Source organism: Slackia equolifaciens (assembly GCF_003725995.1).
Lineage (GTDB): Bacteria > Actinomycetota > Coriobacteriia > Coriobacteriales > Eggerthellaceae > Slackia > Slackia equolifaciens.
Genome location: NZ_QIBX01000001.1, coordinates 177,579 through 190,223, shown reverse-complemented (window position 1 = coordinate 190,223; position 12,645 = coordinate 177,579). Strand labels below are relative to the sequence as shown.

Annotated in this window: 10 protein-coding genes; 6 read left to right on the top strand and 4 right to left on the bottom strand. The window is 59.2% G+C overall.

The features are described from left to right. The first annotated feature begins 101 nt into the window (after window positions 1-101). Together DMP06_RS00770 and DMP06_RS00760 are read left to right on the top strand one after the other, a co-directional pair. Entirely contained in the window at window positions 102-2,189 is a 2,088-nt protein-coding gene (locus DMP06_RS00770; protein ID WP_245962308.1) for a YgiQ family radical SAM protein, read from the top strand. 490 nt (window positions 2,190-2,679) lie between these two features. Beyond that, complete coding sequence (locus DMP06_RS00760) at window positions 2,680-3,417, top strand: putative ABC transporter permease (RefSeq protein WP_123207832.1); 738 nt, start codon at window positions 2,680-2,682, stop codon at window positions 3,415-3,417. A 33-nt stretch (window positions 3,418-3,450) separates the two neighbouring features. Here DMP06_RS00760 and DMP06_RS00755 read toward each other — a convergent pair whose 3' ends face one another. The 3 genes from DMP06_RS00755 to DMP06_RS00745 form a co-directional block, all read right to left on the bottom strand. Continuing rightward, a complete protein-coding gene (locus DMP06_RS00755) occupies window positions 3,451-4,452 on the bottom strand; it encodes an asparaginase (RefSeq protein WP_123207831.1) in 1,002 nt (333 codons plus the stop codon). Window positions 4,453-4,561: 109 nt separating this feature from the next. Further along, window positions 4,562-4,777: a hypothetical protein gene (locus DMP06_RS00750; protein WP_148042469.1), complete on the bottom strand. Its 216-nt coding sequence runs from the start codon at window positions 4,775-4,777 to the stop codon at window positions 4,562-4,564. Window positions 4,778-4,821: 44 nt separating this feature from the next. Then, on the bottom strand, window positions 4,822-5,754 hold the full coding sequence (locus tag DMP06_RS00745; RefSeq protein ID WP_161957768.1) for a C39 family peptidase: 933 nt from the start codon (window positions 5,752-5,754) through the stop codon (window positions 4,822-4,824). Window positions 5,755-6,043: 289 nt separating this feature from the next. Here DMP06_RS00745 and DMP06_RS00740 point away from each other — a divergent pair, with 289 nt between their 5' ends. The 3 genes from DMP06_RS00740 (at window position 6,044) to DMP06_RS00730 (ending at window position 9,458) form a co-directional block, all read left to right on the top strand. Next, window positions 6,044-7,024: a DMT family transporter gene (locus tag DMP06_RS00740; protein WP_123207828.1), complete on the top strand. Its 981-nt coding sequence runs from the start codon at window positions 6,044-6,046 to the stop codon at window positions 7,022-7,024. A gap of 256 nt (window positions 7,025-7,280) precedes the next feature. Next, a complete protein-coding gene (locus DMP06_RS00735) occupies window positions 7,281-8,804 on the top strand; it encodes a CHAD domain-containing protein (RefSeq protein WP_161957767.1) in 1,524 nt (507 codons plus the stop codon). Between the two features lie 117 nt (window positions 8,805-8,921). After that, on the top strand, window positions 8,922-9,458 hold the full coding sequence (locus tag DMP06_RS00730; protein ID WP_123207826.1) for a nitroreductase family protein: 537 nt from the start codon (window positions 8,922-8,924) through the stop codon (window positions 9,456-9,458). Window positions 9,459-9,667: 209 nt separating this feature from the next. On the opposite strand, the gene DMP06_RS00725 is transcribed toward DMP06_RS00730, so the two are convergent. Next, window positions 9,668-11,041 (bottom strand): ATP-binding protein, encoded by a 1,374-nt coding sequence (locus DMP06_RS00725; protein WP_123207825.1) that lies wholly within the window; start codon window positions 11,039-11,041, stop codon window positions 9,668-9,670. Window positions 11,042-11,706: 665 nt separating this feature from the next. On the opposite strand from DMP06_RS00725, the gene DMP06_RS11655 reads away from it, so the two are divergent. Beyond that, window positions 11,707-12,645, top strand: coding sequence for a GTP pyrophosphokinase (locus DMP06_RS11655; protein WP_245962307.1), 939 nt, complete (start codon window positions 11,707-11,709; stop codon window positions 12,643-12,645).

The following is a 12,645-nucleotide window of genomic DNA, read 5'->3' as shown; positions in this document are numbered from 1 at the left end:
CGCGCATGAGGAACCGAGGCGTATCTTTGGGATGCGGGTTGAACGGACGGGCGCATTGGTGCCTTGGCAGGATTGGAGTATCGCGCATGAACGGGGCGTTTTTGCCTATATCAGCCGATGAGGCGCGTGAACGCGGCTGGGACGCCGTGGATTTTGTTTACGTGTCGGGCGATGCGTATGTTGACCATCCGTCGTTCGGCATGGCCATCATCACGCGCGTGCTTGAAGCGGCAGGCTATCGTGTGGGCGTGATCGCGCAGCCCGATTGGCGCGACCCGGCAAGCGTGTGCGTATTCGGCGAGCCGCGTCTGGGGTTTCTTGTGTCGGCCGGCAACATGGATTCCATGGTGAACCATTACACCGTGAATAAGCTGCCCCGCTCCACCGATGCGTATTCTCCCGGAGGACGCGCGGGCGCACGTCCCAATCACGCCGCTGCGGTATACGGAAACCTCATTAGGCGCACTTACAAGCATACGCCCATCATTCTGGGAGGCATCGAGGCGAGCCTGCGCCGACTCGCCCATTACGATTATTGGTCCGACAAGCTCAAGCGCTCCATCCTCATGGATTCCGGTGCCGACATCATCAGCTACGGGATGGGGGAACGCTCAATAGTGCAGATCGCTGATGCGCTGGCGTCCGGGATCGCGGTGGGCGACATCACTTACGTGGACGGTACCGTATATCGCACGCGCTCGCTCGAAGGCGTAGAGGATGCCGTGATGCTTCCTTCGTTCGAAGAGCTCCAGGCCGACAAGCTTGAGTATGCGAGAAGCTTCAACGTGCAGTATGAGAATTCGGATCCGTTTACGGGCAAACGTCTGGTGGAGGAATACCCCCACGGCGTGTTCGTGGTGCAGAATCCGCCCGCCAAGCCGCTTTCTCGCGAGGAGCTCGATGCGGTATATCGGCTGTCGTATGCGCGCACGTATCACCCCGTCTATGAGAAAGACGGCGGCGTGCCCGCCATCAAAGAGGTCAAGTTCAGCCTTTCATCGAATCGCGGCTGTTTCGGCGAGTGCTCGTTTTGCGCGCTCACGTTTCATCAGGGGCGCATCGTCACGTCGCGCAGCAAGGAATCCCTTGTGGAAGAGGCGCGCGCGATGTGCGCCCAGCCTGATTTCAAAGGCTATATCAATGACGTGGGTGGCCCTACGGCGAACTTTCGCGCGCCGGCGTGCAAGAAGCAGCTCAAGCACGGAGCGTGCAAGCGTAAAAGTTGCCTGTTCCCGCAGCCGTGCCGCCAGCTTGAGGCCGACCACACCGATTACCTGGATGTCTTGCGGGCTCTGCGCAAGCTGCCGGGCGTGAAAAAGGTATTCGTGCGCAGCGGCATCCGATTCGACTACGTGCTTGCGGATGAATCGCATGGGCAGGAGTTCGTGCGCGAGCTTGCCGAACATCATGTGAGCGGGCAGCTACGCGTGGCGCCGGAGCACGTGTCGGATGCCGTGCTGCGCGTGATGGGCAAGCCTGAGAACGCGGTGTATGAGCGTTTTTGCGATATGTTCGAGCGCGCGACCAAGGCGTGCGGCAAGAAGCAGTACGTGGTGCCTTATCTGATGAGCTCGCATCCGGGATCAACCCTTAAAGAGGCCATCGAGCTGGCGGAATTCTGTCGTGATTTGGGATATATGCCTGAGCAGGTGCAGGATTTCTATCCCACGCCGTCTACCATGAGCACCGCGATGTATTACACGGGCGTGGACCCGCGTACCATGCGGCCGGTGTATGCGCCCAAAAGCGCGCACGAAAAGGCTATGCAGCGTGCGCTCATCCAGTACCGCGACCCCAAAAACTATGATCTGGTGCTCGAGGCTCTTCGCCGTGCGGGACGAATGGATTTGGTGGGCTATGGCCCCGAGTGCCTGATCAGACCGCGCAAGGGCAAGGGCAAAAGCCCAGCCGGCGGCAATGGTGCGCCGCGCAAGGACAGCGTCGACACCTCCGCACGCAAAGGTAAGAGCAAGGGCAGGGGCAAAATCCCAGCTGACGGCAATGGTGCGCCGCGCAAAAGCAAGGGCAACCTCGACACCTCTGCATGCAAAGGCAAAGGCAAGAGCAAGGGTGGCATAGATGCCTCTGCGCGCAACGGCAAGGGCAGGGGTTGCGGGGGCTCTCCCGTGCGAAAGGGCAAAAGGACCGACAGAGAAAAAGCCCGCGGCAAAGATGGAGGGCGCGCTTAACGCCTGCACCGCAATGCTGCTGAAAAAGACGCGTTTAGCGAGATTTGGGGGCTGCTTTGCTGAAAAAGACGCGTTTAGCGATTCCCAGCAGTGCCCAGGGTTGATGTTTCATGGCTCTTTAATAGAGCGGTTTTCTATAATGCCTGATGAAAGGCTCATTCAAGATTTCCTTCTTTAGACCATGCTTATTTCGGACAGGCGAACTTTCGCTAAACGCGTCTTTTTCAACAACGAGGAGCCCGATTTTCGCTAAACGCGTCTTTTTCAGCAGGGGCATTTTTTGAGAATGCGTTTTCAGCAAGACGCTACGTGAAGGATGCGGGCGGCAGTACGCAGATGTGCGACAGACGGGGAATAACAGCGTTGGTCTCGCGACAATCGACATCGGCGGCGAAGGGCTGGCGGAGGAGCGGCTTGGTGGAAAGTAACGTGTTGGAATCCGATTGGCGCAGGGTATGCGTATTTCATCAGCCGGTGGGATAATGTACGAATGCGGACGATTTCCAACATACCATCTCCTGAAGGCGACGCGGCGGCATCGGCGCGGGGCGTCCTTGATGCATCGCGTGCCGAATTGCGCGAAAGCCCGGTCACGCTATTCAATCTGTTCTGGATTTTCGTGATTTGCAGCGTGCTGGGGCTCGTGGTTGAAACCGTGGTGAGCTACCCCATCGACGGCGTGTGGAAGAATCGCGCCGGTTTGGTTTGGGGGCCGTTTTCTCCTATCTACGGCGTTGGTGCGGTGCTGATGACCATGGCTCTGCATAAGCTGCGCATGCGTCCGGCATGGGAGTCGTTTGTGGTCGCGGCGCTCGTGGGTGGTGCATTCGAGCTGGTGGCGGGCTGGTTCTGGAAAAACGCCTTCGGCATCGTCGCATGGAGCTATATCGATCAGCCGTTCAATATCGGCGGATACACCTGTCTTGGTATCGCTATCGTGTGGGGCATCGCCGGCATGGCGTGGATCAAAGTGGGGCTCCCGCTCGCGATGCGCCTCATTGCCGCCATCCCGCCGAATGCCCGCGTGTGGCTCACGGCGTTTCTTGCGGCGTTTCTGGCGCTTGATGTGGTGGTCACGCTCGCAAGCTTCTCATTCTGGTTTGATCGCCAGGCGGGACTGCCCATCACCACGGGGGCGGGGCAGTTCTTTGCCCAGTACTTCGGTGACGAGTTTATGACGAACCGCTTTCAAACCATGAGCATGTGGACCGAGCTCGCGCAGCGTTAGCCGCCGCCTCGCTCCTTTGCTTTCGCGATGCGCCTACAGCACGGGCAGGCGATCGTGGTTGATGGGGCGGTAGAACAGCTCGCGCAGCTCTTGCGCGTCGCGCGTTTGCCCGAGCGCCCACATGGTTTTAGCGACGAGCGCCTCGGTGGTCATGTCGTCGCCTTTGAGGATGCCGGGGCGGTCAACGTAGGCGCGGCCGACTTCATACACGCCAAGGTCGAGCCCTTCCTCGGGCACCTGTGTGGTGAGCACCACCGTTCTGCCCGATTCCACCCAGTCGAAGATCGCGTGCTCGTAGGAGGCGTCTTCGTACTCGGGGATGCCCCCGATGCCAAAGGTCTCCAGGATTACGGCGTCGTAATCGGGCTTGAGCAGCTCAAAAATGGAGGGATTCATCTCGGGGGTGAGCTTGAGCACGATTACGCGCTCGTTGAGGGTGTTGAAGAAATGCGGTCCGCTAGGTGATGCGGGGGCGGCTCCGGCGCGAACGATCCGGCTGTTGCGTATGAGCGCGAGCGAGGGAAAATTAACGCTGACGAAGGCATTTGCGCTCATGGTACGCTGCTTGCGGGCGCGTGTGCCCGCAATGGCCTCGCCGCCGAACACGACCGACACATCGTGCGCGGTGTCGCTTGCGGCAAACAGCAGGCTCTGGAACAGGTTGAGCTTGGCATCGGTGAAGGGGTTCGCCATGGGGCGTTGCGAGCCGGTGAGCACGATGGGCTTAGGGCTGTCTTGCACCAGATATGAGAGGGCGGCTGCCGTATAGGCCATGGTGTCGGTTCCGTGAAGCACCACGAACCCGTCGTAGGCGTCGTAATGCTCCTGGATGCAGGCAGCCATGCGCAGCCAGTCGCGCGGGCGCATGTTGGTGGAATCTATGTTCATCAGCTGGACGATGTCCAGGTCGCATACCTCGGCGATTTCGGGCACGTACCCCGCCAGCTCCTCGCCGGAAAGAGCAGGGGCAAGGCCGTTTCCGTCTTCGGCGGAGGCTATGGTTCCACCGGTGGCTATCATCAGGATGCTTTTCACGCGCGCCCCCTTTGGGTCGAGTCTGAATGCGTCGGGCATGCATTATATGCCATGGGAGGGCTGCGAAAGGGCGCGTTTGCGCCTGCGATTGTCAAGCGTCAGGAATAGGCTAGCCCCTTTCGTCCTGACCTTGCATGCGTTCGGCAAGCCGTTTGGCGCGAGTCTCCTCTTCGATTTCTCGGGCGAAGCGCTCCATCTTCCTCTCCACCTCGCTTTGTATGCCGAAGAGGGTGCGCCCGCTTGAGATGGCATGGGGCTCCTCGCCCGTTGCCTCGGCGAGGAGCTGCTCGCGGATGAGTTTCCATTTTCGTTCGAAGTCGTCCATGCGCACATATTAGCGTATAGACGCATACATGCGGCGGCTTTGCGCTACGAAATCAGAACCGCCATCGAGCCGCAGGCTTCCCAGATGCGCCCAAACTCCTGCGCGTCACGCGTGACGAGCCCTTCGAGCGGATCGCATACCAGCACGCTATCGTCCTGCGTGCCATAGAGCACCACGCAATGCTCTTGCGAATACCAGGCGTAGCGTCCTAGGTAGGCTCCGGTGAAGGCGGGGTCAACCATGTCAACGGTGCTCCATACGACAACGGGGTAGCCGCGCTCAATCAGTTCAATCATGTCGGAGAACGCCTCCCCGCTTACGTCTTGCGCGCGTTCCTCGGCATCGCGTTCCTCAAGGAAGGCGTTGGCGGCGTCCACGATGGCGGGCGGAAACGCGGCGTCGCCGTATTCGATATAGGGATTTCCCGCGAAGGCGTGCTCCGAGGTTGCTGTGGGGTCTATCGTCAGGTAGTTCTTCACGATGTCTATCGGCGAGGTGCCATATCCCATGCTCTTGAGCACCGCCGCAAGCGATGCCGCCTCGCATCCAGCGGGCAGCTCCGGGTTCTGTAGCGTCTCCTCGATGTTTTGGGCGTAGGGCACCTGGGCCGACTCCAAGGCGCTGCGTACGGATTCCGCCAGCTCGCCGGATGATGCAGCGGCGCGCGTTGCGCTCTGAACGCTAACGGAGCCTGCGGTTTGCGAGAAGCTTTGGGATGCGAATGCATCTTGGTTTTCGTCGGTTCGATCGCGCAATAGCGCGCCTTCTACCGTGCTGAATGCCGATGCGCTTAGGGCGCTTTGCGTATCGGCGGCGTCATCTGAATGCCGTTCGCACGCGGTGCGGTTCGGCCTTGCGTCTGCCGCCTGGTGCGCCTGCCAAGATTCCTGGTCGCCCATCAGGCTTTCCAGTCCTCGTCCTAGCGCGTCGCCCTTCGATTTGCTCGGGCGGTTCTCATATGCGTCGTCACGGTTCATTTCGTCCTCCTCCGCATGGGAATGCGCGGTAACGAACGAAAGCGTAGGACCTCGAGTAAGCTTCAGGTCAAGCGCCGCCAGGTAAATACATTGGGCAACCGCAAGGCTGTAAAAATGCTTAATGAATAATGCGGCCGATTGGGGGCCGCGCGGCAATTTGTTCAAGAGCTTTCTGGTTGCTGCATGTAGCATAATGCGGAAACGACCAATCGGCTCATGCGGCAGGCGAGAGAGGCGAAGTGGGAAGAAGCAATCATATTCGGAACATGCTTGATCTGAAAGGCGAGGTATGACGGCTGAAAGCACGGCGAATAGGGGAGGGTCCATCGGGGCGGCGCATGCGTTCGCTTTGTTCACGGTGTTTGTCTGGGGTTTCACATTTGTCTCCACCAAGGTGCTGCTTGAGGACTTCGCGCCCATCGAGGTGCTGTTCGGGCGTTTCGTTATCGGGCTGGTTGCTTTATGCGCGCTGCGACCGCGCGTCTTGCGGCTCAAGCGCCGCTCCCACGAGCTGCTCTTCATCGCGGCGGGGCTCACGGGTGTGACGCTGTATTATCTGCTTGAGAACATCGCGCTCACGTTTGCCCATGCCTCAACCGTGGGCGTGCTGGTGGCGGTGTCGCCGCTTTCCACGGCGGCCATCGCATTTGTTCTGGGGCGCGAAAGGATGCATGTGCGCTTTGTGGTGGGTTTGGTTGTCGCGATTGCGGGCGTTGCCTTGGTGTGTTTGGGCGAGGCTGGCGTGCAGGCGCTTTCGGTGGGCGATGCGCTCGCCTTGGCGGCAGCGCTCATGTGGTCGGTATATTCCACGCTGGTAAAGCGTATCGCCGATTTGGGGTACGAGACCATTGCGTCTACTAAGCGCACGTTTGTCTGGGGGCTGTTGTTCATGCTGCCGCTGCTTGCCCCTCTGGGCGCGCAGCCCGATCTTTCCCGCCTTGTCGATGCAGCCAATGCGGGCAATCTGCTGTTTTTGGGGCTGGCAGCATCGGCGGGGTGCTTTGTTACGTGGGGCATGGCGGTATCGCGCTTGGGCGCCGCCAAAACGAGCGCCTATATCTATCTGGTTCCGGTGATTACCGCCGTGGCTTCCGCGATGATTCTGGGCGAGTCGGTTACGCTCGCCATGGCGGCGGGCATCGTGCTCACCATCGCGGGGTTGGCGCTTTCGGAGGGGCGTGTGCCGCTTTGCCGTGCGCACGCGGCTCCTCCATATGAGGAGGTCGGCGCCGGCGCCAGCGAGAAAAGAGATGAAACCGAACGGATGTGACGAGGATTGCATCGCTATAGAGCTCAGGCGCACGACGTACGGCGATTACCCCGCATGATTACGAGCATTCGCTGCCGGAAGGATGTCGAACTACGTAACAATGGCGGGCGTAATAGAAAGGCCTGAGCTGGTTGTTCGATCGTTGAGTCGCGGCGCTTTTATGGGGATGCACGGTACGGTAACGGCTTGGGAAAACGCGCCTGCGACAGGGTACAATCAAGGCGAGATTGAACCCGACGTGAAAGGCGGTTGTGCCATGGCTAAGACGTTGGTTTTGATGCGGCACGGAAAGGCGGCTGCCCGCGAAACGTGGCGCGAGGATGACGCGTTGCGTCCTCTGACCGAGGGTGGCACGCGGGCGCTCGAAGAGTCCGTCCCGCAAAGCCTGGCGCTTTTGGGCGGCGCGGCGCGCGACGGCGTTCAGGTGTGGGCGAGCCCGGCGGTGCGCACCGTCCAAACGGCCCGTATTGTGGCGCATGCGCTCAAGGCCGGCGAACCCAAGGAATGCGAGTTTCTATGGCGCCAGGACGAAGAGGAATTTCTTGCTGCGCTTGAGGAAAGCGATACGTCGTGCGTGGTCGCCGTGGGACATAACCCGTTCGTCGACGACATGACGGCGCGGCTGACGGGGGTGCGGCTTCCGTTTTTCCCGGGGGCCGCGGTTGCCTTGCGCCTGGAGAGGCGGGCGGCGTCCCCTAAGCCCTCGGCGCGCCTTCTGTGGTTCGTGCAGGGTCCCAAATCGGGCAGGTTCGCCAACCTCGTTGCATTGGAGAACGTGATCGCACGAGCGTCCGACACGGTGGAGATGCGCTTGAAGGCGTTCTTCGAAAACGAGCAAGATCCTGAAACCATGCACAAGCTGCGCGTTTCCATCCGCACGATGCGCAGCTTGGTGGCGTTTATCCAGCCTTGGCAAAAAGAGTCGCAGAACAAGGCCATACAACGCGACCTTCGCACGGTGGTGCGGTGGACGTCGCGGCTGCGCGAACTTGATGTGCTTGTCGGTCAGGCGGCGGAGCTTGAAGGCGGGTCTTTGGAGCTCGTGGAGGCAATCGTTCAGCTGCGCAATGAGGAGAGGGATCGCGTAGCCAAAAAGCTGCGTAGCAAGCAATGCAGGCGACTTTTGGGCAACGCCCGCGCCCATGCGACGGGCATCGAGTGGCGTAAAGGGATTGCGCATGAAGGGATTGCTCGCAAGGCCGTCAGAGCGCGCTTCGAGGCGCTTGTGGGCGATCTTGAATGCGCCATGCTTGCGCTTGATATCGCCGACGCCGAAGCGACCCATGATGTGCGCAAGGATGCCAAGCGGGTGCGCTACGCCGCCGAGAATTTCGGCATGTTCCTGGACGAGGGCGCCGTGGCCGTTGCGAAGCGCATGGTGAAGATGCAGGACGGCCTGGGCGCCATCTGCGATGCCCGCGTGAATGTGGGCATTATCGACGAATTCCCGAGGAAAAAGCTTTCCGAGGCCGCCGCTTTGAGTCTTGCAGCGCTTAGGGAGCGCAATGTGGCCGTGCTGTCCGAGGCGCTGGGTGCCGGATGGGCAGGCCGAGCCAGCGGGGACGCGTACGGGGATGCGTGGTCCGACCGGACAGACGAAGGCGCTCAAGGCGCCCAGCCCAGCCAAGACGCGGACTCAAGCCAGACCGGCCAAGACGCGGTGGCCGAGGAGCCTGTCCACGACATGGGAAACGACGGATCCGTTCGGCCCGTCGAGGCGGAGCGCAGCGAAGAAGCTCAGGCAGGGCAAATGATTACCGATGAAGTACCTAAACAATGAGCTGCGAAAACACATATCTATACACCGTATAGATATGAATGGTAGCGACAGTTCGGTGGAATAGTCGGCCGCGTATGCGCTATCATGCGCGCAATACGTCAGAGTGAAGGAGGAACCATGTCGTTTCTTGATTTGGCCTATGCACGTTACTCGGTGCGTCACTATGAAGATCGCTCCGTGGAGCAGGAAAAGGTCGATGCGATTGTCGAAGCCGGCCGCATCGCTCCAAGCGCGCACAACTTCCATCCCACGCGTATCGTGGTATGCGACACCCCTGAGCTTTTGGCGAAGGCGGCGGCGTGCGAGCCTCGTTTTGAGAAGAACGGCAGCATCTTTGGCGCTCCGCTGGCGTTTGTGGTGTGCGCGAAGACCGAAGACGCATGGGTGCGCTCCTACGACGATATGAACTCGTCGCTCATCGACACCTCCATCGTGTGCGACCAGATGATGATGGCGGCGACCGACCTAGGGCTCGGTACCTGCTGGGTGTGTGCGTTCGACCCCGAGGTGGCGCGCCGCGAGTTTGATATTCCGGAAGGCGTTGAGCCGGTGAGCATTTTGGTGGCGGGCTATGCCCAGCCGCGCGAGCTCGATTCTGAGCGCCGAGAGGCTCGACGTATTCCCCTGGCACAATTCACCGATGTGAACGCATAGGCCACTGCGCGGCGTGCGCCGTTCTGCACAGGTGCTGATTTGCAGGCCTCGGAGATTGCTCCGGGGCCTTTTGCATTTCTGCCGCCAGCATGGCCGGAGCGCTAGGATGCGCAGATTGTTCCGCAAAGAATCCTTTTGGCAGCTTGGGCAAGGACAATGCAGGAGGGCATCATTGAATACGCTGCGAGCCTGAATCTCAAATCGGCGAGCTACGCGTTCGTCTTCACGCAGTCGGCGCCGAGACAGTGCGCTGCATAAAGAGGCAGCTGACGTATTTCGTTTCCGCATTCGTCTTGCGTTCGTTCAAAATTACGGTCGGAGAGTACGACGGCATAGGGCGAATGGGCCTTTTCCATAAACGTTTCTAACGTTCGCGCTCTCACGTTACGCGCGGATTTCACTTCTACGGGTATCACGCGCATTTGGTCGTCCTGCAGAAGAAAGTCAAGCTCTCCCTTGCCTGACCAAGAGTTCGGGGGCATCCAGTAGAATGTTTGGAGGTTGTTTGAGGTGAATGCCTGCATAACGGCATTCTCGGCGATAGCCCCTCTGAAATCCGATGAAAGAGGAAGATTGGTCGATTCCGCCTCCAGCCAGAGGCGAGGATTGACTGACAGCTTATAAAACATGAGCCCTGTGTCGGCAAGGTATACCTTGAAAAAGCTTCCTTCTTTTTCCGAGTAAGGAACAAGCGGTGCTTCAGTGCATTCGGTGAGGTCGTTGATTGAAATCATGCCTGCGCCCGCCAACCAGTCAAGCGGTTCAAGCAGTTTGGTTCGTCTGCCGCCGCGTTCGACCTCGGAGTATTTGAATTTTTTTGTAGACGACCGAAGCAGTTGGGCGGGAATGCTGCGCCACACCTTGCGCGCCGCAAGGGCGCTGATGCCGTTATCGGGGTCGGTCATGTCCGCCGTGTATATTCCGTCTACTTCGCGTTGCTGTACGCGAGTTTCATCAATGTCATTTGTGGCAACAAAAGCAGCAACAGCGCCCGGCATGCCGCCAATGACCTGATAATATCGAAAAAGCTGCGATGCGCGGATATGCGCCGGATATGGTTCGAGAGATTCGGCATGGACGCGAATTGCCTCTGCCATCGCGTCTTCGCCCATGGCCCAGAGAAACTCCTCGAATGATAACGGATGCATTGTTTCCTGTTGCACGCCGCTGGGAAAGGGAAGGTCTCGCTTGCGTGTGGCCACTCCAAGTTGGCTACCTGTTGCCGCTATGCGCCATCCTGATTCTGAGAAAAAGCGGAGAGAATTGAGGGCGCGTTCGCACAGCTGCACCTCATCAAAGAGGATGAAGGCGCTCTCGCGGTCGAGCTTAACGCGTTTATACTCCGCGATACGTTTCATAGTTGCATCCACATCGTCGGTGGGGCCGTCGAAAAGAGGCGCTATGAGATCGAGGTCGGTTTGGAAGTCGAGTTTCACGAAGTTGTTACCAGCAAGACGCCTGCCCACCTTTTCCACGGCAAACGTCTTGCCTACGCGCCTTGCTCCCCGCACTAAAAGAGGGCGATTTGCTGGTGCAAGAGCCCATTTTTCTATAAGGGCTTCGAACGTCCTTTTGAGTGTCATGTGCAGTACCTCGTTTGGTCTATTCGTCAATTAGTGTATTTAGAATACACGAAATTCTGAAAATCATGCATTATAGATACACGAAAATAAGAAAAACGTGTATTTCAGATACATAAAATTCTGAAATTTAGTGGCACGGAGTCGCACGACCTGTTTTAGGCATTCGAGCTTGCTCCGCAATGGATCTGTTCTGTTCGGTTCTTCTGCTCCGCGCTCCTTGTATCATTTTATGGCATCCGGAGTTGCGTGCATGATGCGGGGCGCCGGGTTGGCGGGTGTTAATCCGGCGTTCACGCTTTTGCTGTTTTTCGGAAGCCTTCATGCCCGTTCGGTAACGGATTGGGATGCAGGCGGGCGGGCTAAAGGGGCGTGCCCTATCATAGACCCAACGATAAGCCGCAGCCTTGCGGCGGATGGAGTGCCTCTATGCGTGCCCCGTCTTCGTTTATGGTCTAGGAGGCTTCATGAGTTCTATGCCGGAGCCGTTGCGCCCCGCGTATGCGACGGGCGATTCCGCCGCCGTTACGGGGTCTAGTTCGGATACTTCGAAAAAGAGGAGCGCTTCGTCTGCCGGGAAGGCATCCGCTCGCTCCCAATCAAAGAAAACAGCTGCAAAAAGTCGGGAAAAATCGAGCAAAGGGGCGCGTTCGAGCGCGAAGCGTTTCGTGAAAGCCGCGTATGAGCCCCTGCGCCGTGCGGTTTCGGGCGGCGGCAAGGCGCGCGCGGCAGCCAATGGCGGAATGCGCGAGCAGCCTGCGCTTGCCGCGCATGACGCGTCTTCCGAAGACCGGCGTTCGAAGAGCGCCGCGAAGGCGGTGGCATCCGTCGAGGTGATCGACGCGCCGCGCGCTGGCTCCGCCCCTGCATCGGCTCCTGTCCGGGCCCAGGACCATCCCGCCATTGGGGCGGAAGACATTGCTTCGGTGATTGCGGCGGCCGCGAACGTGTCCACGGGGCTTTCCGTTGTCACGCAGTCGGAGACGCAGCGCCTTCGCACAGCCGAGGCGATGATGCGCGAATCGCTCCAGAAGTATCAGGCGGCTATGCGCCAGATGGAGGTTCGCCTCGAGGTGCTCGATCGCGACCTGAGCCTGAAGAAGAACCGCAACCCCATTCACCATATAGAATCGCGCATCAAAAAGCCGGCGAGTATTTTCGAGAAGCTGCAGCGGCAAGGTTTCCCTGTGACCATCGAGAGTATGGAGGAAAACCTCTTCGACATTGCGGGCGTGCGCGTGATCTGCTCCTACATCCATGACGTGTACAATCTTTTGGATTCGCTGAAAAAGCAGGACGATCTAGAGATCGTGACTGTCAAAGACTACATCGCCAACCCCAAGCCCAATGGGTATCGCAGCCTGCATGCCATCGTGCGCATCCCCGTGTATTTCATGGACAAAAAAGAGATGGTGCCGGTCGAGGTGCAGATGCGCACCATCGCCATGGACTTCTGGGCGAGCCTTGAGCACAGCTTGAAATACAAGGCCGTCCACGAGGTGCAGGGGATCGACGCCTCTGACGAGCTCAAAGACTGCAGCCGTATCATCGAGGACGTGGAGGCGCGCATGCAGATTCTGGCGCGAGCTCTCGAGGTTGAGGACTAA